The 24469-nt window shown below is 67.7% G+C and carries 19 protein-coding genes and 3 rRNA genes; 13 read left to right on the top strand and 9 right to left on the bottom strand.

Annotated elements, in window-relative coordinates; genetic code table 11:
- Positions 1 to 9 precede the first annotated feature (9 nt).
- Positions 10 to 2604, top strand: coding sequence for an FHA domain-containing protein (locus tag AB5L52_RS33620; protein ID WP_369367497.1), 2595 nt, complete (start codon positions 10 to 12; stop codon positions 2602 to 2604).
- 108 nt (positions 2605 to 2712) lie between these two features.
- Here AB5L52_RS33620 and AB5L52_RS33625 read toward each other — a convergent pair whose 3' ends face one another.
- The 3 genes from AB5L52_RS33625 to AB5L52_RS33635 form a co-directional block, all read right to left on the bottom strand.
- The gene (locus tag AB5L52_RS33625) at positions 2713 to 3444 is read right to left on the bottom strand and encodes a transglycosylase SLT domain-containing protein (protein WP_351031300.1); all 732 of its coding nucleotides are present in this window, start codon (positions 3442 to 3444) and stop codon (positions 2713 to 2715) included.
- A gap of 299 nt (positions 3445 to 3743) precedes the next feature.
- Positions 3744 to 4826: an S-adenosylmethionine:tRNA ribosyltransferase-isomerase gene (locus AB5L52_RS33630; protein ID WP_369367498.1), complete on the bottom strand. Its 1083-nt coding sequence runs from the start codon at positions 4824 to 4826 to the stop codon at positions 3744 to 3746.
- Positions 4823 to 5521: an SDR family NAD(P)-dependent oxidoreductase gene (locus tag AB5L52_RS33635; RefSeq protein ID WP_369367499.1), complete on the bottom strand. Its 699-nt coding sequence runs from the start codon at positions 5519 to 5521 to the stop codon at positions 4823 to 4825. Before AB5L52_RS33635 ends, AB5L52_RS33630 begins: the two co-directional genes overlap by 4 nt.
- Before the next feature lie 229 nt (positions 5522 to 5750).
- Here AB5L52_RS33635 and AB5L52_RS33640 point away from each other — a divergent pair, with 229 nt between their 5' ends.
- From AB5L52_RS33640 to AB5L52_RS33650, 3 genes are all read left to right on the top strand, one after another.
- A complete protein-coding gene (locus AB5L52_RS33640) occupies positions 5751 to 6920 on the top strand; it encodes a GAF domain-containing sensor histidine kinase (protein WP_369367500.1) in 1170 nt (389 codons plus the stop codon).
- Positions 6913 to 7554 (top strand): response regulator transcription factor, encoded by a 642-nt coding sequence (locus AB5L52_RS33645; protein ID WP_351031291.1) that lies wholly within the window; start codon positions 6913 to 6915, stop codon positions 7552 to 7554. Before AB5L52_RS33640 ends, AB5L52_RS33645 begins: the two co-directional genes overlap by 8 nt.
- Before the next feature lie 172 nt (positions 7555 to 7726).
- On the top strand, positions 7727 to 7972 hold the full coding sequence (locus AB5L52_RS33650) for a chaplin (protein ID WP_369367501.1): 246 nt from the start codon (positions 7727 to 7729) through the stop codon (positions 7970 to 7972).
- Positions 7973 to 8045: 73 nt separating this feature from the next.
- Here the strand turns inward: AB5L52_RS33650 and AB5L52_RS33655 are convergent, their stop codons facing one another.
- Entirely contained in the window at positions 8046 to 8834 is a 789-nt protein-coding gene (locus AB5L52_RS33655) for a hypothetical protein (RefSeq protein ID WP_369367502.1), read from the bottom strand.
- A gap of 150 nt (positions 8835 to 8984) precedes the next feature.
- On the opposite strand from AB5L52_RS33655, the gene AB5L52_RS33660 reads away from it, so the two are divergent.
- From AB5L52_RS33660 to AB5L52_RS33670, 3 genes are all read left to right on the top strand, one after another.
- Positions 8985 to 9776, top strand: a complete 792-nt coding sequence (locus AB5L52_RS33660; protein WP_351031284.1) for an ABC transporter ATP-binding protein — start codon at positions 8985 to 8987, stop codon at positions 9774 to 9776.
- A 62-nt stretch (positions 9777 to 9838) separates the two neighbouring features.
- Positions 9839 to 10270: an NfeD family protein gene (locus AB5L52_RS33665; protein WP_351031281.1), complete on the top strand. Its 432-nt coding sequence runs from the start codon at positions 9839 to 9841 to the stop codon at positions 10268 to 10270.
- Positions 10271 to 10371: 101 nt separating this feature from the next.
- Positions 10372 to 11331: an SPFH domain-containing protein gene (locus AB5L52_RS33670; protein ID WP_351031279.1), complete on the top strand. Its 960-nt coding sequence runs from the start codon at positions 10372 to 10374 to the stop codon at positions 11329 to 11331.
- A 131-nt stretch (positions 11332 to 11462) separates the two neighbouring features.
- On the opposite strand, the gene AB5L52_RS33675 is transcribed toward AB5L52_RS33670, so the two are convergent.
- From AB5L52_RS33675 to AB5L52_RS33685, 3 genes are all read right to left on the bottom strand, one after another.
- A complete protein-coding gene (locus tag AB5L52_RS33675; protein WP_351031277.1) occupies positions 11463 to 11969 on the bottom strand; it encodes an HNH endonuclease in 507 nt (168 codons plus the stop codon).
- A gap of 168 nt (positions 11970 to 12137) precedes the next feature.
- Positions 12138 to 12677 carry a YbhB/YbcL family Raf kinase inhibitor-like protein gene (locus tag AB5L52_RS33680; RefSeq protein ID WP_351031274.1) on the bottom strand — a complete coding sequence of 180 codons (540 nt, stop codon included), beginning with the start codon at positions 12675 to 12677 and terminating at the stop codon, positions 12138 to 12140.
- Positions 12678 to 12722: 45 nt separating this feature from the next.
- Positions 12723 to 13505 (bottom strand): sporulation protein, encoded by a 783-nt coding sequence (locus AB5L52_RS33685; RefSeq protein ID WP_369367503.1) that lies wholly within the window; start codon positions 13503 to 13505, stop codon positions 12723 to 12725.
- A 100-nt stretch (positions 13506 to 13605) separates the two neighbouring features.
- Between AB5L52_RS33685 and AB5L52_RS33690 the strand changes: the two genes are divergently transcribed.
- The 4 genes from AB5L52_RS33690 (at position 13606) to rrf (ending at position 19945) form a co-directional block, all read left to right on the top strand.
- A complete protein-coding gene (locus AB5L52_RS33690; protein WP_351031270.1) occupies positions 13606 to 14256 on the top strand; it encodes a DNA-3-methyladenine glycosylase in 651 nt (216 codons plus the stop codon).
- A gap of 521 nt (positions 14257 to 14777) precedes the next feature.
- Positions 14778 to 16303 (top strand): 16S ribosomal RNA (locus AB5L52_RS33695).
- Between the two features lie 304 nt (positions 16304 to 16607).
- Positions 16608 to 19724 (top strand): 23S ribosomal RNA (locus AB5L52_RS33700).
- Between the two features lie 104 nt (positions 19725 to 19828).
- Positions 19829 to 19945 (top strand): 5S ribosomal RNA (gene rrf / locus AB5L52_RS33705).
- The 16S, 23S and 5S rRNA genes sit together here, the layout of an rRNA operon.
- 29 nt (positions 19946 to 19974) lie before the next feature.
- On the opposite strand, the gene AB5L52_RS33710 is transcribed toward rrf, so the two are convergent.
- Positions 19975 to 20859: a hypothetical protein gene (locus AB5L52_RS33710; protein WP_369369094.1), complete on the bottom strand. Its 885-nt coding sequence runs from the start codon at positions 20857 to 20859 to the stop codon at positions 19975 to 19977.
- A gap of 318 nt (positions 20860 to 21177) precedes the next feature.
- Between AB5L52_RS33710 and AB5L52_RS33715 the strand changes: the two genes are divergently transcribed.
- Positions 21178 to 21939 (top strand): hypothetical protein, encoded by a 762-nt coding sequence (locus AB5L52_RS33715; RefSeq protein WP_369369014.1) that lies wholly within the window; start codon positions 21178 to 21180, stop codon positions 21937 to 21939.
- A 112-nt stretch (positions 21940 to 22051) separates the two neighbouring features.
- Here the strand turns inward: AB5L52_RS33715 and AB5L52_RS33720 are convergent, their stop codons facing one another.
- The gene (locus AB5L52_RS33720) at positions 22052 to 23335 is read right to left on the bottom strand and encodes a DUF1015 domain-containing protein (protein ID WP_351580492.1); all 1284 of its coding nucleotides are present in this window, start codon (positions 23333 to 23335) and stop codon (positions 22052 to 22054) included.
- A 93-nt stretch (positions 23336 to 23428) separates the two neighbouring features.
- On the opposite strand from AB5L52_RS33720, the gene AB5L52_RS33725 reads away from it, so the two are divergent.
- Positions 23429 to 24457, top strand: coding sequence for an HAD-IIA family hydrolase (locus AB5L52_RS33725; RefSeq protein WP_369367504.1), 1029 nt, complete (start codon positions 23429 to 23431; stop codon positions 24455 to 24457).
- The last annotated feature ends 12 nt before the right edge of the window (positions 24458 to 24469 follow it).

A 24469-nucleotide genomic window follows, 5' to 3' on the forward strand; every position in this document is an offset into this window, starting at 1 on the left:
GGGCATGGAGTGCCTGAACTCGTACTGGAAACAAACGGACGGACCTGGACGCTCGACCCGTCCAGGCCCTACACCCTCGGCCGCGATCCGCAGGGTGACATCGTCTTCGACGACGCCAGGGTGTCCTGGCGGCACGCCACGGTCAGCTTCAACGGCCGTAGTTGGGTCATCGAGGACCACGGCAGCACCAACGGCACGTTCGTGCAGGGGCGGCGGATCCAGCAGGTGGAGATCGGGCCGGGTGCGTCGCTGCATCTCGGCAACGCGACCGACGGACCGCGGCTGAACCTGTCCGGAGCCGCGGTGGGCCGGCAGGAGCCGGCGCCGTACGCCGCACAGGGCGCCGGTGCGCCGGGCTGGGCCCAGCAGGCCGCCGCGGCCCAGCCGCAGGCACCGGCTCCCCAGCAGCCCGTACCGCAGCAGGCCGTGCCGCCGCAGACGCCCGCGCAGCCGCAGGCCCCGCAGCCGGACTGGCAGCAGGCGCCCGCGTTCCCGCAGCAGCAGGCGGCGCCCGCCGATCAGTACGCGCAGAAGGCACCCGGTGGGGGCGCGGGGGCGCCGCCGGTCCACGGCGACCGCAGCCCGACCACGTTCCACCAGTTCGCCGTCGGCCGCGTGATGCGCATCGGCCGTGCCCTGGAGAACGAGCTGGTCGTCTCCGACCTGCAGGTCTCCCGGCTCCACGCCGAGTTCCACGCCACGCCCGACGGCCGCCTGGAGATCCGCGACCTCGGCTCGCACAACGGCACCTATGTCAACGGCCAGCCGATCCCCAAGGGCGGCTCGGTGCAGCTGGGCCCGGCCGACATCGTCGGCGTCGGCCACTCCACCTTCCGGATCGTGGGCGACCGGCTCGAGGAGTTCGTCGACACCGGTGAGGTCTCCTTCTCCGCGCGCCATCTGACCGTCACGGTCGACGGTGGCAAGCAGATCCTGAAGGACGTCTCCTTCGGCGTCCCGGAGAAGTCCCTGGTCGCGGTCATCGGCCCGTCCGGCTCCGGCAAGTCGACCCTGCTCAAGGCGCTCACCGGCTACCGGCCCGCCAACCAGGGCGAGGTGCTGTACGACAACCGCAACCTGTACAAGCAGTTCGCCGAGCTGCGCCAGCGCATCGGGCTGGTCCCGCAGGACGACATCCTGCACAAGGAACTGACCGTCAAGAAGGCCCTGAAGTACGCGGCCAAGCTGCGCTTCCCCGCCGACACCACGGCGCAGGAGCGCGAGGCCCGTATCGACGAGGTGCTGCGCGAGCTCAAGCTGGACATCCACAAGGAGAAGAAGGTCACCTCCCTCTCCGGTGGCCAGCGCAAGCGTGTCTCGGTGGCCCTGGAGCTGCTCACCAAGCCGTCGCTGATCTTCCTGGACGAGCCGACGTCCGGCCTCGACCCGGGCATGGACCGCGATGTCATGCAGCTGCTGCGCGGCCTCGCCGACGACGGCCGTACGGTCCTCGTGGTCACCCACTCGGTGGCCGAGCTGGCCCTGTGCGACAAGCTGCTGGTGATGGCGCCGGGCGGCGCGGTGGCCTACTTCGGCCCGCCGGAGGAGGCGCTGAACTTCTTCGGCTACGACACCTGGGCCGACGTCTTCTCGGCCTTCGAGAACTACCGCGACTACGACTGGGCGGGCCGCTGGAAGGGCTCGCAGCACTACCAGATGTACGCCGCGGACATTGACTCCGTCGCCCCGCAGTCGGTCCACCACATGCCTCCGCCGCAGGCCATCAGGCCGCCCAAGCCGCAGGCCTGGGGCTCGCAGCTGCTGACCCTGGTCCGGCGCTATGTGTCGGTCATCGCCTCCGACCGGGGCTTCCTGCTGCTGTCGGTGGTCCTGCCGGCGGTCCTCGGCGTGGTCAGCCTGCCGATCCAGCACAGCAAGGGTCTGCTGGTCAACGCGACGATCAACCCGCAGACCGGCCTGCACGTGCCCAACAGCACGGCCACGGTGGTACTGCTGGTCCTCGCGGTCGGCGCGTGCTTCGCGGGCGCCGCGAACTCCGTGCGTGAGCTGATCAAGGAACGGGTGATCTACGAGCGCGAGCGGGCGACCGGTCTGTCCCGGTCGGCCTACCTGATGTCCAAGGTGGTCGTGCTCGGCGCCGTCACCCTGCTGCAGGGACTGATGGTCGGCCTGATCGGCTTCTCCAGCCGTGCCGTCCCCGACCAGGGACTCATCCTCGGCAGCTCCACCCTTCTGGAACTGTGCCTGCCGATCATGGCCCTCGGCTTCACCTCGATGATGGTCGGCCTGGTGATCTCCTCGCTGGTGAAGACCGCCGAGAAGACCATGCCGCTGCTGGTCATGTTCGCGATCATCCAGGTCGTCTTCACCGGCTGCCTCTTCACCCTGCACGGCACGCTCGGTGTGAACGAGATCTCGTACCTGATGCCGTCGCGCTGGGGAGTGGCCGCCGCCGGCACCACGCTGGACTTCAACAACATCGCCCCGAACACCGACGACCCGGGCAGCACCGACCCGCTGTGGAACCACACGGGCGGAGCCTGGACCATGGACATGATCATCTTGATCCTGCTCGGTGTGATCTGCGGCTTCTTCGTGGCCCGCTTCCTGCGCCGCCACGAGCCGGAGGTCATGCGCAAGTAGCCGCCGCGCACGTCACACGGTGCCGCCGTGCACGTCACGCAATGCCGAAGGGCGGCACCCCGCAACGGGGTGCCGCCCTTCCGCGTACGTCAGAGGTCCGCGCCGACCTCAGTACGCGCTGTTGACGTTGTCCATCGAGCCGTACCGGTGGGCCGCGTAGTTGGCGGCGGCGGTGATGTTGGCGACCGGGTCGTAGATGTTCCACGAGGTGCCGGACACGTGGTAGGCGTTGAAGGTCGGCTGGATGACCTGGAGCAGACCCTTGGACGGGATGCCGTTGACGGCGTTGATGTCCCAGTTGTTGATGGCCATCGGGTTGCCCGAGGACTCCCGGATGATGTTGCGGTGCAGGCCGCTGTAGGAGCCCGGGATGTTGTGCTGCCTCATGATGTCCAGCGCCTGCCGGATCCAGCCGTCGAGGTTGTTCGCGTACGTCTTCGCGGCGACCGGCTGCATGTCGAGACGCTCGGTGGAGCGGCTCGCGGTCTGCTGCTGGGCGGCGCGGTCCTGCGCGGCCTTCTTGGCCGCGTCGGCGGCGTCGGCGGCCTTCTTCGCGGCGGCGGCCTCGTCGGCGGCCTTCTTCTGCGTGGCGAACGCGTCGAGCTTGACCGACTGGGTGGCGAGCTGGTCGGTGACCGTGCCCTTGACGTTCTTCAGCTGCGTGCCGGAGGCGACCTTGACGTCGGCGGCCGGGGCGCCGTTGATGACGGTGCCCGTGTTGCCGGGGACGGCCGAGAGGGCCACGGCGGCGGCGCCGAGAGCGGCGACACCGGCGATGGCGATCTTGCCCTGCTTGGTCAGGGCACGACTATGGGCTCGGTTGAGAACGTTCTTGGGCATGGCTGATGGACCTCTCGTGAGCGCGGAGGTCGCTCTGCACGTCCGCCGGGGGAATCGGTTCCTCCCGCACGAACGCCGGGGCCGGAAGACCCGCGGCGCTGAGCGACGGGAGCAATTCTTAGCGGCCGCAAAATGCCCAGGCAAAGGTGTGACGTACGATCCCGGGTAGTGGATCAGGGAAGGGCAAAACGGGACAGACTGGAACGTCTGTCCCGTTCATAAAGGGCGGTTTATCTCCTATGCACCTTCGTACGTGATGTGGACCCTATGTGCGGGCTCACATCGGAGACGTAACAGTTTCACCAGGAGTTGCCGTCGCAACGCTCTGAGTGAGGGGTCTCCTCCGGGAGGATGAGATGGACGTCGCCGAACTCGTGCCACAGGTAGAGCCCCCGCAGCGCCTCCTCGTACGCGCGGTCGACCCCGGCCCGCCCCGCGACCGCCTCCAGCATCAGCAGATGCGAGGCCTCCGGTTCGTGCAGCCCAGTCAGCAGCCCGTCCACCACCCGCACCCCGCGCCGCGGCGTCACGACCAGATCCGTCCACCCCGCGGCCGCCCGCACCACCCCGTCAGGACCGGCCGCCGACTCCACGGCCCGCACGGCCGTCGTACCGACCGCGATCACCCTGCCATCGCCCGCCCCGACGGCGTTGACCAGCCGCGCGGACGCCGCCGGTACCGCGAAGCGCTCCGGATACGGCGGCTCGTGCGCCTCCGCCGACGCCACTCCCGTGTGCAGCGTGACCGGCGCGAACTGCACGCCCCGGCTCACCAGCTCCGCCACCAGCCGCGCGGTGAACGGCCGCGCCGCACTCGGCATCTCCGCACTGCCCGCCCCGTCCGGCGCCGGCAGCGCGAACACCGTCTGGTACGCCGACAGCGGCTGATCCCGCTCCGTATAGGAGTAACGAATGGCCCGCCCGTACGCGCGCAGCAGCTCAAGGGCGTCCCCGGCCGCCCGAGCCCACCAGAGCCGCTCCCGGCGCGGGCTCAGTGGCTCCTCCAGTACCAGCCGCCCGGCCCCCGGCAGCACCACCTCTGTTCCCGCGCGCGTGCCCGCACGCGGGCGCGTGGTGCCCCGTCCGTCCGGTTCCCGCAGCTCGACCGCCCACCGGCCGTCGTCCCCGCGCGTCGAGAAATGCACCACCACGCGCGCATGCCCGATCCGCCCGTCCACCGCCGCGGCCAGCGTGGGCGAGGTGTTCACCACCAGCAGGTCCCCGGCCCGCAGCAGCCGCGGCAGCTCGGCGAACGCGTGATGCGTCACCTCCGTACCGCGTGACACCAGCAGCCGTACGGCGTCCCGGTCCAGCCCCGGACCGCGCTGCTCGGCGGGCACGCGCGCGGACAGCTCCGGCGGAACCCGCACGGTGACGGTCACCGCGCCTCCAGCAGCGCCGCCGCCGTGTACCGGCCGCTCGCCGGGCGCCGGTCCAGCAGCCGCACAAAAGCGGGAGCGATCCTCTCCGGCGCCGGCGTCCCCGACAGGTCCTCGCCCGGCTCCGCGGCGGCCAGCATCTCCGTCCGCATGCCGCCCGGATCGACCCACCACACCCGCAGCCCCGGCTCCTCCACCGCCAGTACCGCCGACAGCTGGTCCACCGCGGCCTTCGTCGCCCCGTACGCGCCCCACGTGCGGTAGGCCTCCACCGCCGCGTCCGAGCTCACGTTGATCACCGCACCCGCCGGGGCCTCGCGCAGCAGCGGCAGCGCCTCGTGCAGCAGTCCCAGCGGCGCCACCACATTGGTCTCCAGCGCGGCCCGGAAGCCGTCCAACGGCTGGGCGCCGAGCGGAACCAGGGGCTCGGCCCCCAGGATCCCCGCGTTGTTCACGACCAGATCCACCCCGCCGAGCGTGCGCGCCGCCGCCACCAGCTTCGCCCGGTGCCCGGCATCCGTGACATCCCCGGCCAGTGCCTCCACGCGCGTGCCGTGCCCGGCGACGCTCTCCGCGGCCTCCTTGAGAGCCGCGGCACCCCGGGCGTCCAGCACCAGATCCCAGCCCCGCGCGGCCAGCGCCTCGGCGAGCGCCTGCCCCAGGCCCTTAGAGGCCCCCGTGATGATCGCCACCGCCATGACTGCCGTCCCCTCGTCGCCCACCGTCCACCGCCGGACGGTGACCACACGGTAGGAACGGCACCGCCGCGGCCGCCTCGGACGCGGGCCGCAATAGAGAGGGGTCCTTCGGCGTACACCGCAGGCCGCGGGCCCGGGGACCTACCCCGGCGGTCCTAGGACCAGCGGACCGGGACCGGCCGCCACAGGTCCGATCCCCGCTGTCAGACCCCGCCGGTACCGTGAGGTCATGAGTCAAGGCCCCCGGTCCGGCCTCGCCGCGGTCAGTGCCGCGCTGCTGGCCATGAGCAGGCATCTCGAGGTGCGCGACGTCCTCAAGACGATCGTCGCCTCCGCCCGCGAGCTGCTCGACGCGCAGTACGCCGCCCTCGGCGTCCCCGACGACCACGGCGGCTTCGCCCAGTTCGTCGTCGACGGAGTCAGCGACGCCCAGTGGAAGGCCATCGGCCCGCTGCCCCGGCAGCACGGCATCCTCGCCGCGATGCTGCACGAGGCCCGCCCCGAGCGCCTCGCCGACGTGCGCAAGGACCCCCGCTTCGAAGGCTGGCCGGCCGCGCACCCGGACCTGGCCGACTTCCTCGGCCTGCCGATCCGCGACGGCGACGAGGTCATCGGCGCCCTGTTCCTGGCCAACAAGCTGCGTCCTGTGGAGGGACACCCCCCATGCCCCAAGCCGGAGGGACGTTGCGGCTTCACCGTCGAGGACGAGGAACTGCTCGCCATCCTCGCCCAGCACGCCGCCATCGCCCTCACCAACGCCCGGCTCTACGAACGCAGCCGCGAACTCACCATCGCCGAGGAGCGCTCCCGCCTCGCCCATGAACTGCACGACGCGGTCAGTCAGAAGCTCTTCTCACTGCGCCTGACCGCTCAGGCCGCGGCGGCCCTCGTCGACCGCGACCCCGCCCGCGCCAAGGGCGAACTGCACCAGGTCGCCGCGCTCGCCGCCGAGGCCGCCGACGAACTGCGCGCCGCCGTCGTGGAGTTGCGCCCCGCCGCCCTGGACGAGGACGGCCTGATCGCCACCCTGCGCACCCAGACCCAGGTGCTCGACCGCGCCCACACCGCGCGCGTGACCTTCGCGAGCAACGGCTTCCGCGCCCTGCCCGCCGCCCAGGAGGAAGCCCTGCTCAGGGTCGCCCAGGAGGCCCTGCACAACGCACTGCGCCACTCCGGCGCCGCACACGTCGACGTGAGCATGGGCCGGCGCGGCAGCGCAGCCGTGCTGCGCGTCACCGACGACGGAGGTGGCTTCGACCCCACGGCGGTCCGCCGCGCCGGCCGGCATCTCGGCCTGGTCTCGATGCGGGACCGCGCCAGCGGCGTCGGCGGCACGCTGACGGTGGACTCGGTGCCCGGCAAGGGCACCACGATCGAGATGGAGGTCCCCGGTGGCTGACGCGATCAGGGTGCTGCTCGTCGACGACCACCAGGTCGTCCGCCGGGGCCTGCGCACCTTCCTGGAAGTGCAGGACGACATAGAGGTCGTCGGCGAGGCCGCCGACGGCGCCGAGGGCGTGGCCCGCGCCGAGGAGCTGCGCCCGGACGTCGTGCTGATGGACGTCAAGATGCCGGGCATGGACGGCATCGACGCCCTGCGTCGGCTGCGCGAACTCGACAACCCCGCGCGCGTGCTGATCGTCACCAGCTTCACCGAGCAGCGCACGGTCGTACCGGCCCTGCGCGCGGGCGCCGCCGGTTACGTCTACAAGGACGTGGACCCCGATGCCCTCGCCGGCGCCATCCGCTCCGTGCACGCCGGGCACATCCTGCTCCAGCCGGAGGTCGCCGGCGCCCTGCTCTCCCAGGAGGAGGCCAACTCGCCCCAGAGCAGAGGCAGTTCCCTCACCGACCGGGAGCGCGAGGTGCTCGGCCTGATCGCGGACGGCCGTTCCAACCGCGAGATCGCCCGCGCCCTCGTGCTGTCCGAGAAGACCGTCAAGACGCATGTCTCCAACATCCTGATGAAGCTCGACCTCGCCGACCGCACCCAGGCCGCGCTGTGGGCCGTTCGCCATGGCCTGACCGGCTGAAACACCCTCACCAAGGCCTCACCGAGGGCAACCCGAAGGGTCAGGTTATGGACTGAGATTCATACCGTCGTGGGAAAGTCCCCCGGATGGCGCATCCATCCGACGATATCCGCCGTTCTCCAGTGCGTGCTGCGGCGAACCGCCGCGGTGAATGTCTAGGAGGGGTTGGAAAGTGAAGAACCTGAAGAAGGTCGCGGCCGTGGCGATGGTGGCCGGTGGCCTGGTGGCCGCCGGAGCGGGGATGGCCTCCGCCACGGAGGGCGCCCACGCCTGCGGCAGCGCCCAGAGCTCCCCGGGCGTTGTCTCGGGCAACCTCGTCCAGGCCCCGGTGCACGTCCCGCTGAACGTGGTCGGCAACACCGCGAGCGTGATCGGCGTGCTGAACCCCGCCATCGGCAACGTTGGCGTCAACAGCTGAGAACCACTGAGGTCCACTTCTCGGCGCCGGCCGGGCGAAGAACAGCCCGTCCGGCGCTTGAGTACGGGGTCGTTCAGCGGACTCCTCGCTCCCGCTCCTCCACAATCGAGTTGTAGGCCGCGACCTGCGCCCGCCGGGCCGTCCGCTCCACCGGCCGCAGCGCCTCGGACCTGGCGGCCATCTCCGCGGACGTGACCGCCGCCCCGTGCCCGTTGTCGTACGCCAGCGACACCAGCAGGGCGACCCGCCGCGCCAGCTCCAACACCCGCACCGCACGCGGCGGATAACCCGGCGCCAGCACCTCGCGCCCGCGCTCGGCCCGCGCCCGGTACGCGTCGATCGCCGCCTCCGCCACCGGCCCCGACCCGGCGACGTCCAGCTTCGACAGCACCTGGGTCGCCTCGCGCAGCGCCTCCGCCAGCTCCCGCTCGGCTTCGCCCAGTGACGGCACATCGGCGGGCGGAGCCTCCCGCACCGGCAGCACGTGCCAGACCACCTCGGCATGTACATCACCGGCGGGACCGGCCTCGTACACCTCGGGCACCAGGCCGAACGCGGCCCCGAAGCAGACCACCGCCTCCTCGGCGTCCAGAGCCCGCGCATTGAACTCCGGCGGCCCGCTCAGGCCCAGCGGATGCCCCGGTGCGGGCAGCGCCACCCGCAGGCCGGTCACCCCCAGCGTCCGCAGCCGCCCCAGCGCGAGCGTGAGCCCGACCGGTGCGGACTCCCCGGGCAGCCCCTCCACCCGGTGCACCGTGTCCTCGGCCACAATGGCGAGCACGGCGTCATCCGGTGAGACAAGTCCGGCCAAAAGGGCATTTCCCCAAGCGGCAAGGCGTCCTGAACGCGGTTCCGAGAGCATGCCTCCACCCTAAGGACCGGACCGAAGGAATGGAGCGGCGTACTCGTGGCGTAGATTTCATGAGGGGGCTGCGTCCACCGGCGCGGCGGACCACCCACTGGCGTACGCGACGGCCGACACCGGCACACTGCAAGGGGAGACAACGCGCTCATGAGCGATGTTCTGGAGCTTCAGGACGTATCCGTGGTCCGCGAGGGCCGGGCTCTCGTGGACCAGGTCTCCTGGTCGGTGAAGGAGGGCGAGCGCTGGGTCATCCTCGGCCCCAACGGCGCCGGCAAGACCACCCTCCTGAACGTCGCCTCCAGCTACCTCTTCCCCAGCAAGGGCACCGCCACCATCCTCGGCGACACCCTCGGCAAGATCGACGTCTTCGATCTGCGCCCGCGCATCGGCATGGCCGGCGTCGCCATGACCGAGAAGCTCCCCAAGAGCCAGACCGTCCTCCAGACCGTCCTCACCGCCGCCTACGGCATGACCGCCGGCTGGCACGAGGAGTACGACGAGGTCGACGAGCAGCGCGCCCGCGCCTTCCTCGACCGCCTCGGCATGAGCGACTACCTCGACCGGAAGTTCGGCACCCTCTCCGAGGGCGAGCGCAAGCGCACCCTGATCGCCCGCGCCCTGATGACCGACCCCGAGCTGCTCCTGCTCGACGAGCCCGCCGCCGGCCTCGACCTCGGCGGCCGCGAGGACCTGGTCCGCCGCCTCGGCCGGCTCGCCCGCGACCCCATCGCCCCCTCGATGATCATGGTCACGCACCACGTCGAGGAGATCGCCCCGGGCTTCACCCACGTCCTCATGATCCGCCAGGGCAAGGTCCTCGCCGCCGGTCCGATCGAGCTCGAACTGAGCTCCCGCAACCTCTCCCGCTGCTTCGGCCTCCCGCTCGTCGTCGAACAGGTCGGCGACCGCTGGACCGCCCAGGGACTGCCCCTGTCCTGACCCCCCTCGGCGCTTCGCCTCGCGCCCTGTCCGCCGCCCGACCGCGGCCCTACCATGACCGTGTGAACGACATCGACGCATGGGTGTGGTGGCTCGTCGGCGCGGCGGCGCTCGGAATCCCCCTCGTGGTCACCGCGATGCCGGAATTCGGCATGCTCGCGGTGGGAGCCGTCGCGGCCGCCGTCGTGGCCGGACTCGGCTTCGACGCCGTGCTCCAGGTCCTCACGTTCGTCGTCGTCTCCGTCGCGCTCATCGCCGTGGTCCGCCCCATCGCGGCCCGGCACAGCAGACAACGCCCCCAACTCGCCACCGGTGTCGACGCCTTGAAGGGCAAACAGGCCGTCGTCCTCGAACGCGTCGACGGCGGTGGCGGCCGTATCAAGCTCGCCGGAGAGATCTGGTCGGCCCGCGCCCTCGACACCGGCCGCGCCTACGAGGTGGGCCAGGAGGTGGACGTCGTGGACATCGAAGGGGCCACCGCCATCGTCATCTGAGGCATCCGGCCCACGAGTTGGACGAAGTCTGTCAGACTCGACCAGCAAGATCTTCTACAGGTACGGGATCTGCCGAGGCGGAGAGGGGTACAGGGAGCACGATGGAACCGGTCATCATCGTCCTGGTCATTCTGGTGGTGTTGGTCTTCATCGCCCTGATCAAGACCATCCAGGTCATCCCACAGGCCAGCGCAGCCATCGTCGAGCGCTTCGGCCGCTACACACGCACCCTGAACGCGGGCCTGAACATCGTGGTCCCGTTCATCGACACCATCCGCAACCGCATCGACCTGCGCGAACAGGTCGTACCGTTCCCGCCCCAGCCGGTGATCACCCAGGACAACCTGGTCGTCAACATCGACACGGTCATCTACTACCAGGTGACGGACGCCCGCGCGGCCACCTACGAAGTCGCCAGCTACATCCAGGCGATCGAGCAGCTGACGGTCACCACGCTCCGCAACATCATCGGCGGCATGGACCTCGAACGCACCCTGACCTCCCGCGAGGAGATCAACGCAGCTCTGCGCGGCGTCCTCGACGAGGCGACCGGCAAGTGGGGCATCCGCGTCAACCGCGTCGAGCTGAAGGCCATCGAGCCGCCGACCTCCATCCAGGACTCGATGGAGAAGCAGATGCGCGCCGACCGTGACAAGCGCGCCGCGATCCTCACCGCGGAAGGTACGCGCCAGGCCGCCATTCTCACCGCGGAGGGCGAGAAGCAGTCCCAGATCCTGCGCGCCGAAGGTGAGGCCAAGGCCGCCGCCCTGCGCGCGGAGGGCGAGGCCCAGGCGGTCCGTACGGTCTTCGAGGCGATCCACGCCGGAGACCCGGACCAGAAGCTCCTCTCCTACCAGTACCTCCAGATGCTCCCGAAGATCGCCGAGGGCGACGCCAACAAGCTCTGGATCGTCCCCAGCGAAATCGGCGACGCCCTCAAGGGCCTCTCCGGCGCCATGGGCAACTTCGGCTCCCTGGGCGGCGGTTCGGGCAACAACGGAAAATCCGTCCCGCCCCAGAACAACGGCCCGGACCGCTGGGAAAAGCCGAACATCGACTGAGGGCTACCGGAAAACGCCGGATTCCCCGCGCCCCTCAGGGCGCGGGGACGTATCAATATGCGACTCCGCCGCGTGGGCGCGATCAACCAAAGACATCCTGCAGCCGCCGCCACGGCGAACTCGGCAGACGATCAGGCAGCATCTCGAGCAAGCCACTCAGGAAGCGCATCGAAGTCCTCCCGCCCCAAAGCCAAGAGCATCGCATCGGCCGGCGTCGGCTCGAACGGCTCCCGAAGAAGATCCATACCGGCCTGCTGGGGAGTCCGGTCGGCCTTCCGGTGATTGTCCTCCGCACACGCGGCCACCGTATTCAGCCACGTGTCCTGCCCACCCTGCGCCCTCGGCACCACATGGTCCACGGTCGTCGCCCTGCGCCCGCAGTACGCGCACCGGTGCCGGTCCCGGACCAGCACACCCCGCCTCGACCACGGCGCCTGTCTTCGGAATGGCACCCGTACATACCTGCACAGCCTGATCACCCGAGGCGCGGGTATGTCCACATCGGCACCGCGCATACGCAGCTCGGGATGGGCCTGCTCGACGACGGCCTTGTCCTGGAGCACCAGAACGACGGCTCGATTCAACGTCACCGTCGACAGCGGCTCGAAGCTCGCATTCAGAACCAGCGTGTCCCGCATTCCAGCCCACCTCCCGTGCGCACCTGCCCACCCCCGGCGGGCTGGGATCAACTCTGTACGGGCGCGCCGAGATGGACAACGCAATAAAAAATGCCCGCCTCCGATCACGTCCAAGACCGGAGGCGGGCAAACGTTCAATGAACGCTCGGCTGAATCGCGGCGCTGCGCTCAGCCCTGCGCGGGATTCTCGTACTCACCGATGAGCTGGGCCCGCGCGATCGCGTGGAACCGCAGATGGAAACCGACGACGGCGGGCGAGACATCGGCATCCGGACCGAGCTTCTCCTGGTCCACCGCATACACCGTGAAGACGTACCGGTGCGGCCCGTCCCCGGGCGGCGGTGCGGCACCGCCGAAGTCCTTCGACCCGTAGTCGTTGCGCACATGCACCGCGCCCTCGGGCAGGCCCTCGAACTTGCCGCTGCCCGCACCCGCCGGCAGCTCCGTCACGGAGGCCGGGATGTCGAACAGGACCCAGTGCCAGAACCCACTGCCGGTCGGCGCGTCGGGGTCGTAGCAGGTCACGGCGAAACTCTTGGTCTGGGGCGGGAAGCCCGCCCAGCGCAGCTGCGGAGAGGTGTTGCCCTCCGCGTAGACCTGGGCGCTCTTGAGCGTCGCACCCTCCGCGACGTCCGCGCTCGTCACGGTGAACGACGGCACGGGCGGATGGAAGTCGTGGGGGAGCGGCCGCCGCTTGAGCTCGGTCACCTCGGTACCTCCTGATCGATGATCTGGAACCAGCAGTTCCCGAGCCTAGAACCAGTTGCGCTTGCTGCCGACCTCGGACAGCCACTGGTTCAGATGAGCCGCCCAGTCGGTCCCCTGCCAGTCGTGCTGTCCCACCTGGAAGGAGCGATAGGTGTCCGAGCCCTCACTGAACAGGCCCGGCTTCTTGTCCATCTCCAGTACGACGTCCATCGCGTGCTCGTCGGCCACGAAGCTCAGCTCCACCTGGTTCAGACCCCGGTACTGCGACGGCGGGTAGAACTCGATCTCCTGGTAGAAGGGGAGCGTCTGCCGCGTCCCCCGGATGTGACCGCGCTCCATGTCCACGTTCTTGAAGCGGAAGCCCAGCTGGATGAAGGCGTCCAGGATGGCCTTCTGCGCCGGCAGCGGGTGGACGTTGACCGGGTCCAGGTCGCCGGAGTCCACGGCCCGCGCGATCGCCAGCTCGGTCGTCACCCCGATGTGCATCCCGCGCAGCGCCTGCCCACCGATCATGGTGACCGGCGTCTCCCAGGGGATCTCAAGACCGAACGGCACCGCGTGCACGGCACCGGCCTGCAGCTCGAAGGCACCGCCCAGTCGCACCTTCGTGAACTCGATGTCCTGCTTGTACTCCTGGTCGCCGCTCTCCACTTCGACCTTGGCCTGCAGACCGACGGACAGCCCCTCGATGCTCTGGTTCACGGAGCCGCCCTGGATGCGCACCTCACCCTGGACGACACCGCCCGGCACCACATTGACCTCGGTGAGCACGGTCTCGACCGACGCCCCACCGGCACCGAGGCTCGCGAGCAGCTTCTTGAACGCCATTGACTCTCCCTTTACGAAGGACCCTCGACCCCTACAAACGCGCTCCGCCTCTGACCGGTTCCGCCGGGCCGGTGTCCCGGCTGCACTACCCTCGGACGGCATGATCGCGCCACCGGACCGTACGCCACTGCCCCGAGAGTTCTTCGACCGCCCGGTCCTCGACGTGGCACCGGACCTGCTCGGCCGCATCCTCGTCCGTACGACCCCCGACGGCCCGATCGCCCTCCGCCTCACGGAGGTCGAGGCGTACGACGGCCCAAACGACCCCGGCTCACACGCCTACCGCGGCCGCACCGCCCGCAACGCGGTGATGTTCGGTCCGCCCGGACACGTGTACGTCTACTTCACCTACGGCATGTGGCACTGCATGAACCTCGTCTGCGGCCCCGAGGGCCGGGCGAGCGCCGTGCTGCTCCGCGCCGGCGAGGTTGTCGAGGGGGTCGAACTGGCCCGCAAACGACGACTTTCGGCCCGGAACGACAAGGAATTGGCCAAGGGTCCGGCCCGCCTCGCGACGGCCCTGGAAGTCGATCGCGCCCTGGACGGTACGGACGCGTGCACCACCGGCGAGACTCCGTTGCGGATGCTGACCGGTACGCCCGTACCCGCTGACCAGGTACGAAGCGGCCCCCGCACCGGAGTCGCCGGCGAAGGCGGGAACGGCGACGTCCATCCCTGGCGCTACTGGGTGGCCAACGACCCGACGGTGAGCCCCTATCGGGCCCATGTACCGAAGCGCCGCTCAAGTTGACGTGCCTTGAGAAGGTGCGTAATGTATCCCGAGCCGCTGAACCGGGTACGGCACTCGCCTGCAGCCGGAGCGGCACCCCCACTACTCAGCTACAACCCCTCTGCGGGGTCGATTTCGGCGCGCCCGTGTGCCCGAATTCGAAGCCGCGAGACTCGATTATGAGTCGCCGAGAGAATGAGCTAACGTAGTGAATGTCGAAAGGGCCACGGCGAAAGCCGAAAACCCCCAGACGAATCCCGCCGACCGGGAATCGGACGCCGAAAGGATCTGATAGAGTCGGAAACACCGAAGGGAAGCGCCCGGAGGAAAGCCCGAGAGGGTGAGTACAAAGGGAGCGACCGTTCCTTGAGAACTCAACAGCGTGCCAAAAATCAACGCCAGATATGTTGATACCCCGTCCGTCGGAAACATTCCGATGGTCGAGGTTCCTTTGAAAAACACAGCGAGGACGCTGTGAACGGTCGGGTCATTCCATCCGACTGTTCCGCTCTCGTGGTGTTCATCCCGATCACGGGAAAACATTCACGGAGAGTTTGATCCTGGCTCAGGACGAACGCTGGCGGCGTGCTTAACACATGCAAGTCGAACGATGAAACCCTTCGGGGTGGATTAGTGGCGAACGGGTGAGTAACACGTGGGCAATCTGCCCTTCACTCTGGGACAAGCCCTGGAAACGGGGTCTAATACCGGATACGAGCCTCCACGGCATCGTGGAGGCTGGAAAGCTCCGGCGGTGAAGGATGAGCCCGCGGCCTATCAGCTTGTTGGTGAGGTAATGGCTCACCAAGGCGACGACGGGTAGCCGGCCTGAGAGGGCGACCGGCCACACTGGGACTGAGACACGGCCCAGACTCCTACGGGAGGCAGCAGTGGGGAATATTGCACAATGGGCGCAAGCCTGATGCAGCGACGCCGCGTGAGGGATGACGGCCTTCGGGTTGTAAACCTCTTTCAGCAGGGAAGAAGCGCAAGTGACGGTACCTGCAGAAGAAGCGCCGGCTAACTACGTGCCAGCAGCCGCGGTAATACGTAGGGCGCAAGCGTTGTCCGGAATTATTGGGCGTAAAGAGCTCGTAGGCGGCTTGTCACGTCGATTGTGAAAGCCCGAGGCTTAACCTCGGGTCTGCAGTCGATACGGGCTAGCTAGAGTGTGGTAGGGGAGATCGGAATTCCTGGTGTAGCGGTGAAATGCGCAGATATCAGGAGGAACACCGGTGGCGAAGGCGGATCTCTGGGCCATTACTGACGCTGAGGAGCGAAAGCGTGGGGAGCGAACAGGATTAGATACCCTGGTAGTCCACGCCGTAAACGGTGGGAACTAGGTGTTGGCGACATTCCACGTCGTCGGTGCCGCAGCTAACGCATTAAGTTCCCCGCCTGGGGAGTACGGCCGCAAGGCTAAAACTCAAAGGAATTGACGGGGGCCCGCACAAGCGGCGGAGCATGTGGCTTAATTCGACGCAACGCGAAGAACCTTACCAAGGCTTGACATACACCGGAAAACCCTGGAGACAGGGTCCCCCTTGTGGTCGGTGTACAGGTGGTGCATGGCTGTCGTCAGCTCGTGTCGTGAGATGTTGGGTTAAGTCCCGCAACGAGCGCAACCCTTGTTCTGTGTTGCCAGCATGCCCTTCGGGGTGATGGGGACTCACAGGAGACCGCCGGGGTCAACTCGGAGGAAGGTGGGGACGACGTCAAGTCATCATGCCCCTTATGTCTTGGGCTGCACACGTGCTACAATGGCCGGTACAATGAGCTGCGATACCGTGAGGTGGAGCGAATCTCAAAAAGCCGGTCTCAGTTCGGATTGGGGTCTGCAACTCGACCCCATGAAGTCGGAGTCGCTAGTAATCGCAGATCAGCATTGCTGCGGTGAATACGTTCCCGGGCCTTGTACACACCGCCCGTCACGTCACGAAAGTTGGTAACACCCGAAGCCGGTGGCCCAACCCCTTGTGGGAGGGAGCTGTCGAAGGTGGGACTAGCGATTGGGACGAAGTCGTAACAAGGTAGCCGTACCGGAAGGTGCGGCTGGATCACCTCCTTTCTAAGGAGCATCTAGCTGCCGCAAGGCAGCCAGAGCCACTACGCCAGCAAATGTCTGGCGGTGGTCAGCTCATGGGTGGAACGTTGATTATTCGGCACGGTCCAGGATGGACCAGGCGCTAGTACTGCTCTTCGGGGCGTGGAACGCTGATCTGGTCGGCTGGTCGTGTCGGGCACGCTGTTGGGTGTCTGAGGGAACGAACCTTTCCTCAGTCGCCGGCCCCAGTGCACTCACCGGATGTTCTGGTGGGGTGATGGGTGGCTGGTCGTTGTTTGAGAACTGCACAGTGGACGCGAGCATCTGTGGCCAAGTTTTTAAGGGCGCACGGTGGATGCCTTGGCACCAGGAACCGATGAAGGACGTGGGAGGCCGCGATAGTCCCCGGGGAGTCGTCAACCAGGCTTTGATCCGGGGGTTTCCGAATGGGGAAACCCGGCAGTCGTCATGGGCTGTCACCCACTGCTGAACACATAGGCAGTGTGGAGGGAACGAGGGGAAGTGAAACATCTCAGTACCCTCAGGAAGAGAAAACAACCGTGATTCCGGGAGTAGTGGCGAGCGAAACCGGATGAGGCCAAACCGTATGCGTGTGAGACCCGGCAGGGGTTGCGTATACGGGGTTGTGGGATCTCTCTTCTGCGGTCTGCCGGCCGTGGGACGAGTGAGAAACCGTTGATGTAGACGAAGGACATGCGAAAGGTCCGGCGTAGAGGGTAAGACCCCGTAGTCGAAATGTCAGCGGCTCGTTTGAGAGACACCCAAGTAGCACGGGGCCCGAGAAATCCCGTGTGAATCTGGCGGGACCACCCGCTAAGCCTAAATATTCCCTGGTGACCGATAGCGGATAGTACCGTGAGGGAATGGTGAAAAGTACCCCGGGAGGGGAGTGAAATAGTACCTGAAACCGTGTGCCTACAAGCCGTGGGAGCGTCGGAACGTGCTTGCACGTTCTCGTGACTGCGTGCCTTTTGAAGAATGAGCCTGCGAGTTTGCGGTGTGTTGCGAGGTTAACCCGGGTGGGGAAGCCGTAGCGAAAGCGAGTCCGAACAGGGCGATTCAGTAGCACGCTCAAGACCCGAAGCGGAGTGATCTAGCCATGGGCAGGTTGAAGCGGAGGTAAGACTTCGTGGAGGACCGAACCCACCAGGGTTGAAAACCTGGGGGATGACCTGTGGTTAGGGGTGAAAGGCCAATCAAACTCCGTGATAGCTGGTTCTCCCCGAAATGCATTTAGGTGCAGCGTCGTGTGTTTCTTGCCGGAGGTAGAGCACTGGATAGGCGATGGGCCCTACCGGGTTACTGACCTTAGCCAAACTCCGAATGCCGGTAAGTGAGAGCGCGGCAGTGAGACTGTGGGGGATAAGCTCCATGGTCGAGAGGGAAACAGCCCAGAGCATCGACTAAGGCCCCTAAGCGTACGCTAAGTGGGAAAGGATGTGGAGTCGCAGAGACAACCAGGAGGTTGGCTTAGAAGCAGCCACCCTTGAAAGAGTGCGTAATAGCTCACTGGTCTAGTGATTCCGCGCCGACAATGTAGCGGGGCTCAAGCGTACCGCCGAAGTCGTGTCATTGCAGTATAAGCCCCAACGGGTGCTGTGATGGGTAGGGGAGCGTCGTCTGCCGGGTGAAGCGGCACTGGAAGGTAGTCGTGGACGGTTGACGAGTGAGAATGCAGGCATGAGTAGCGATACACACGTGAGAAACGTGTGCGCCGATTGACTAAGGGTTCCTGGGTCAAGCTGATCTGCCCAGGGTAAGTCGGGACCTAAGGCGAGGCCGACAGGCGTAGTCGATGGATAACCGGTTGATATTCCGGTACCCGCTGTGAAGCGTCAAACATCGAATCCAGTGATGCTGAGGCCGTGAAGCCGTTCCGGACCCTTCGGGGAATGGAAAGTGGTGGAGCCGCCGGACCAATCTGGTAGTAGGTGAGTGATGGGGTGACGCAGGAAGGTAGTCCATCCCGGGCGGTGGTTGTCCCGGGGTAAGGGTGTAGGACGGTGTGTAGGTAAATCCGCACGCCATTAAGTCTGAGACCTGATGCCGAGCCGATTGTGGTGAAGTGGATGATCCTATGCTGTCGAGAAAAGCCTCTAGCGAGTTTCATGGCGGCCCGTACCCTAAACCGACTCAGGTGGTCAGGTAGAGAATACCGAGGCGTTCGGGTGAACTATGGTTAAGGAACTCGGCAAAATGCCCCCGTAACTTCGGGAGAAGGGGGGCCACGCCTGGTGATCCGATTTACTCGGTGAGCTGGGGGTGGCCGCAGAGACCAGCGAGAAGCGACTGTTTACTAAAAACACAGGTCCGTGCGAAGCCGTAAGGCGATGTATACGGACTGACGCCTGCCCGGTGCTGGAACGTTAAGGGGACCGGTTAGCTTGGATTCGTCCAGGCGAAGCTGAGAACTTAAGCGCCAGTAAACGGCGGTGGTAACTATAACCATCCTAAGGTAGCGAAATTCCTTGTCGGGTAAGTTCCGACCTGCACGAATGGCGTAACGACTTCTCGACTGTCTCAACCATAGGCCCGGTGAAATTGCACTACGAGTAAAGATGCTCGTTTCGCGCAGCAGGACGGAAAGACCCCGGGACCTTTACTACAGTTTGATATTGGTGTTCGGTTCGGCTTGTGTAGGATAGCTGGGAGACTGTGAAGCATGCACGCCAGTGTGTGTGGAGTCGTCGTTGAAATACCAGTCTGGTCGTGCTGGATGTCTAACTGGGTCCGTGATCCGGATCAGGGACAGTGTCTGATGGGTAGTTTAACTGGGGCGGTTGCCTCCTAAAGGGTAACGGAGGCGCCCAAAGGTTCCCTCAGCCTGGTTGGCAATCAGGTGTTGAGTGTAAGTGCACAAGGGAGCTTGACTGTGAGACCGACGGGTCGAGCAGGGACGAAAGTCGGGACTAGTGATCCGGCGGTGGCTTGTGGAAGCGCCGTCGCTCAACGGATAAAAGGTACCCCGGGGATAACAGGCTGATCTTCCCCAAGAGTCCATATCGACGGGATGGTTTGGCACCTCGATGTCGGCTCGTCGCATCCTGGGGCTGGAGTCGGTCCCAAGGGTTGGGCTGTTCGCCCATTAAAGCGGTACGCGAGCTGGGTTTAGAACGTCGTGAGACAGTTCGGTCCCTATCCGCTGTGCGCGTAGGAGTCTTGAGAAGGGCTGTCCCTAGTACGAGAGGACCGGGACGGACGAACCTCTGGTGTGCCAGTTGTTCTGCCAAGGGCATGGCTGGTTGGCTACGTTCGGGAGGGATAACCGCTGAAAGCATCTAAGCGGGAAGCCTGCTTCGAGATGAGGACTCCCACCCACTTGATGGGGTAAGGCTCCCAGTAGACGACTGGGTTGATAGGCCGGATCTGGAAGCCAGGTAACTGGTGGAGGTGACCGGTACTAATAGGCCGAGGGCTTGTCCTCAGTTGCTCGCGTCCACTGTGTTAGTTCTGAGGCAACGACTGTTGCCAGCTCAGAGCAGAACGCATAACTACAAAGTGTGCTTGTTCGCTCGAAACCATTAGGGTTTCGGTGGTCATAGCGTGAGGGAAACGCCCGGTTACATTCCGAACCCGGAAGCTAAGCCTCACAGCGCCGATGGTACTGCAGGGGGGACCCTGTGGGAGAGTAGGACACCGCCGAACAATCTTTGGAGGACCCCTGGTCCCAGCGTTCAGCTGGGACCAGGGGTCCTTTTGTTTTTACAATGCTTGCGGTACCGAAGACAGGAGTCACCATGTCCACCAACTCTCCCGACGACCGACCGGAGCGCGACCAGCGCCGACGGGACAGTGGTGACCGCGGTGACCGCGGCGGCTACCGGGGCGACCGTGGCGGCTTCCGTCGTGACAACGACCGTCGTGACAACGACCGGGGTGGTTACGGACGTCGCGACGACAACCGCGGTGGTGGCTACGGCGACCGTCGCGACGGAAGCCGTGACGACCGTCGTGATGACCGTCGTGATGATCGCGGTGGCTTCCGCCGGGACGACAATCGGGGTGACCGCGGTGGGTTCCGCGGCCGGGACGACCGTGGTGACCGTGGCGGCTACGGCCGTAGGGATGACCGTCGTGAGGGTGACCGGGGTCCGCGTCCGGCGTTCCAGCGGGATGACCGTGACCGTGGGCCGCGTCGGGACGACCGCCGTGACGACCGTGGTTTCCGGCGTGACGACCGCGGCGGGGAGCGTCCGGCCTTGCGCCGTGACGACGACCGCGGCGGCCACGGCCGGCGTGACGACCATCGTGGTGGTGGCTACGGCGACCGTCGCGACGACCGTCGCGACGACCGGCGTGATGACCGCGGTGGCTTCCGCCGGGACGACCGTCGCGGTGGCGGCTACGGCGACCGTGGTGACCGTGGTGGCTACGGCCGTAGGGATGACCGTCGTGAGGGTGACCGGGGTCCGCGTCCGGGGTTCCAGCGGGATGACCGTGGGCCGCGTCGGGACGACCGCCGTGACGACCGTGGTTTCCGGCGTGACGACCGCGGCGGGGAGCGTCCCGCCTTCCGCCGTGAGGACGACCGCGGCGGCCACGGCCGGCGCGATGACCATCGTGGTGGTGGCTACGGCGACCGCCGTGACGACCGCCGTGACGACCGTCGCGATGACCGCGGTGGCTTCCGCCGGGACGACAGCCGGGGTGACCGTGGTGGGTTCCGCGGCCGGGACGACCGCGGTGACCGTGGCGGCTACGGCCGTAGGGACGACCGTGACCGTGGGCCCCGTCGGGACGACCGCGGTGGTCGGCCGGGTGGGTTCCGGGGGCGTGACGACCGCCGTGACGACCGCCGTGACGACCGGCGCGGCGGTGGCCGCTTCCGCGACGACCGCGACAGGGACCGCGACCGCGACCGGGAGCCGATCAAGCGGCTGCCGATCCCGGAGGACGTCACCGGTGACGAGATCGACAAGGATGTGCGGCAGGAGCTGCAGAGCCTGCCGAAGACGCTCGCGGACGACGTCGCCAAGAACCTGGTGATGGTCGCCCGGCTCATCGACGAGGACCCCGAGGGCGCCTACGGCTACTCGAAGGTGGCCCTGCGGCTGGCGTCCCGTGTGGCCGCCGTACGCGAGGCCGCGGGGTTCGCGGCGTACGCCAACCAGAAGTACAGCGAAGCCCTCGCCGAGTTCCGGGCCGCGCGCCGGATGACCGGCAGCGTGGAGCTGTGGCCGGTGATGGCCGACTGCGAGCGCGGGCTCGGCCGGCCGGAGAAGGCGCTGGACATGGCCGGCGCCCCGGATGTGCACAAGCTGGACAAGGCCGGTCAGGTCGAGATGCGGCTCGTCGCGGCCGGTGCACGGCGTGACATGGGACAGCTGGACGCGGCCATCGTGACCCTGCAGAGCCCGGAGCTGGCCTCCAACTCGGTCCAGCCGTGGACCGCGCGCCTTCGGTACGCCTACGCCGACGCCCTGCTGGCCGCCGGCCGCGCAGGCGAGGCGCGGGAGTGGTTCGCGAAGGCCGTGGAGGCCGACCGGGACGGAAGCACGGACGCCTCCGACCGGCTCGCCGAGCTGGACGGCGTGGAGTTCGTCGACGCGCTGGACGACAGCGAGGGCGAAGGCGAGGGCGAAGGCGAGCCCGAGAACGCGGCGCAGAAGGACGGCGACGGAGACGCCGACGAGAACTGACGTGCCGGACGACGGCTGACGTGTAGTCGCTGAGACGAGAAGAGGGCAGGCTCCCCAGGGGGCCTGCCCTCTTTCGCGTTCCGGCGTCAGGAAGCTCGGGGGCCGGTACGGCTCAGATCTCCAGTGCCCGCAGCACCAGCCCGGACGCCGGCTTCGGGCCGAACGAGGTCGACTTGCGGGGCATCATCACGCCCTGACGGGCCAGGTCGCGTACGACCTCCTCGCGGACGGGGTGCATCAGGACCGCCGTACCGCCGTCGCGTTCCGCCTTGGCGACCGTCGCGGCCGTGTCATGGATGTAGGCGATGTGGGCCGGGGAGTCCTCGGGGATGTGCCAGACGTGGTCGAGGAGCGTGGTGTGCAGGACCGTGGCGTCCAGGGAGCGCCAGGCGGGTGGGCGGTCGGCCGGGATCGTCCGGGCCAGCAGCTCCGGGTCGGGGCGGTCGAGCAGGTGAAACGCGCCGTCGCCGGCCAGCAGGAAGGCGTTGCCCGCGCAGGACGCGTCCGCGAGCGCCGCCAGCGCCTCGGTGAGCGGTGTGTCGAGGCGTCGTGTCCGGAACAGGCCCTCGACCGCCGTGAGCGCGTCGGCGACCGGCAGGCGGTGCAGCAGGCGGTGGATGGCGCGGACACGCAACGGGTAGCGGGCGGTGTCGACGAGCAGGACCAGGCCGTGGTCCCAGGGGCTGGGGGAGGGATGCTCGGCGCGCAGCCGCAGATAGGTGGCCCAGCGGTGGTGGCCGTCGGCGATCAGGGCCTGTTGGCGGGCGAGGTCGGACTGGATGCGGGCCACGTCGGCGGGGTCGGTGACGGACCACAGGCGGTGGTGGAAGCCGTCCTCGGTGGTCGTGTCCAGTAGCGGGGGCTTCTCCGCCGTGCGTTCGACGACCTCGGCCGCGGTCCCGTCGCCGCGGTAGGTCAGCAGCAGCGGTTCGAGGTTCGCGCGCGTGGCGCGCATCAGGGCGGCGCGGTCGGCGACCACGGGCGGCATGACGTCCTCGTGCGGCAGCACCACGCCTTCGGCGGGCTCCGAGACCCGCAGCGCGCCGATGACACCGCGCTGCAGCATGTCTCCTCCGTCGCGCTGTTCGTAGACGTACAGGCCGGGCTCCGGGTCCGCGGCGAGAATGCCCTCGTGCAGCCAGCGGCGCAGGGTGTCGGCCGCTTGCTCGGTACTGGCGCTCGGGGTGCCGGCCTGCGGGAGGATCAGACGGACGATGTTGTGCGGGTCGGCGGACTGGAGGTGGTGCACCCCATCGGGGCGTACGACGACGTCGTACGGCGGGGAGGTGACGGCGGCGAGGCTGCCGACCCGGTCGGGGTCGTAGCGAAGGCCTCGGAACGGGGTGAGTTCCAGGCCCCGGTGCGCCGTTGCTTCCGAGTGACCTGCAGTGTTCATCAGGGCATCGTACGTGTGTCAGTGGCGTGCGGGATGATCGGGGGAAAGGCCTTTGGACGCCATTGAAGGTCACTGAACGAGGAGCGATGCGGAATGAGCCAGGCGGTCAGGACGAGGCCCGAGGGCAGTGGGCAGCCCCTGAGCGAGGCGTACGACACGGCGCTGCTCGATCTGGACGGGGTGGTGTACGCGGGCGGGAGCGCGATCGCGCACGCAGTCGACTCGCTGGCGGTGGCCCGCTCGGGCGGGATGCATCTGGCGTACGTCACCAACAACGCGCTGCGGACCCCGGACACCGTCGCCGAGCACCTCACGGAGCTGGGCATACCGACGGCGGCGGACGACGTCATCACCTCCGCGCAGGCGGTCGCACGGCTGATCAGCGAGCAGGTGCCGGCCGGGGCGCGGGTGCTGGTCGTCGGCGGTGAGGGGCTGCGCGCGGCGTTGCGCGAGCGGGGGCTGGCCCCCGTGGAGTCGGCGGACGACGATCCGGCGGCGGTCGTGCAGGGGTACGGCGGGCCGGATCTGGCCTGGGGCCGGTTCGCGGAGGCGTCGTACGCGGTCGCGCGCGGGGTGCCGTGGTTCGCCTCCAACACCGATCTGACGATCCCGAGCGGGCGGGGCATCGCGCCGGGCAACGGCGCGGCTGTGGAGGTCGTACGGATCGCGACGGGCAAGGAGCCGCAGGTGGCGGGCAAGCCGCTGCCGCCCATGCACAAGGAGACGATTCTCCGTACCGGCGCCGAGCGGCCGCTGGTGGTCGGGGACCGGCTGGACACGGACATCGAGGGTGCGTTCAACGGCGGGGTCGACTCGCTGCTGGTGCTGACCGGTGTCACCGACGGCGCCCAGCTGCTCGCCGCGCCGCCGCGGCACCGGCCGACGTTCGTGGACGCGGATCTGCGCGGGCTGCTCACCGGGCAGCCGGAGGTGGTCCCGCTCGTGGAGGGCTTCTGCTGCGGAGGGTTCACGGCGACGGCCGGGGCGGACCGGATGGAACTGGAGGGTGAGGGCGAGCCGTTGGACGGGCTGCGGGCCCTGTGCGCGGCGGCTTGGACGGCGGCCGGCGAGGGCTCCTGCGAGCTGGACGGGGGGAAGGCACTGGCGCGTCTCGGGCTGTGAGGAGGCCGCGGC

The sequence above is a fragment of the Streptomyces sp. CG4 genome (genome assembly GCF_041080655.1).
Lineage (GTDB): Bacteria > Actinomycetota > Actinomycetes > Streptomycetales > Streptomycetaceae > Streptomyces.

Excerpts from the sequence above, each read along its gene's own strand:
- AB5L52_RS33625 (WP_351031300.1), bottom strand. The coding sequence starts at position 3,444 with ATGCCCAAGAACGTTCTCAACCGAGCCCATAGTCGTGCCCTGACCAAG.
- AB5L52_RS33635 (WP_369367499.1), bottom strand. The coding sequence starts at position 5,521 with ATGGCGGTGGCGATCATCACGGGGGCCTCTAAGGGCCTGGGGCAGGCG.
- AB5L52_RS33640 (WP_369367500.1), top strand. The coding sequence starts at position 5,751 with ATGAGTCAAGGCCCCCGGTCCGGCCTCGCCGCGGTCAGTGCCGCGCTG.
- AB5L52_RS33655 (WP_369367502.1), bottom strand. The coding sequence starts at position 8,834 with ATGCTCTCGGAACCGCGTTCAGGACGCCTTGCCGCTTGGGGAAATGCC.
- AB5L52_RS33660 (WP_351031284.1), top strand. The coding sequence starts at position 8,985 with ATGAGCGATGTTCTGGAGCTTCAGGACGTATCCGTGGTCCGCGAGGGC.
- AB5L52_RS33670 (WP_351031279.1), top strand. The coding sequence starts at position 10,372 with ATGGAACCGGTCATCATCGTCCTGGTCATTCTGGTGGTGTTGGTCTTC.
- AB5L52_RS33675 (WP_351031277.1), bottom strand. The coding sequence starts at position 11,969 with ATGCGGGACACGCTGGTTCTGAATGCGAGCTTCGAGCCGCTGTCGACG.
- AB5L52_RS33685 (WP_369367503.1), bottom strand. The coding sequence starts at position 13,505 with ATGGCGTTCAAGAAGCTGCTCGCGAGCCTCGGTGCCGGTGGGGCGTCG.
- AB5L52_RS33690 (WP_351031270.1), top strand. The coding sequence starts at position 13,606 with ATGATCGCGCCACCGGACCGTACGCCACTGCCCCGAGAGTTCTTCGAC.
- AB5L52_RS33710 (WP_369369094.1), bottom strand. The coding sequence starts at position 20,859 with ATGGTCATCGCGCCGGCCGTGGCCGCCGCGGTCGTCCTCACGGCGGAA.
- AB5L52_RS33720 (WP_351580492.1), bottom strand. The coding sequence starts at position 23,335 with ATGAACACTGCAGGTCACTCGGAAGCAACGGCGCACCGGGGCCTGGAA.
- AB5L52_RS33725 (WP_369367504.1), top strand. The coding sequence starts at position 23,429 with ATGAGCCAGGCGGTCAGGACGAGGCCCGAGGGCAGTGGGCAGCCCCTG.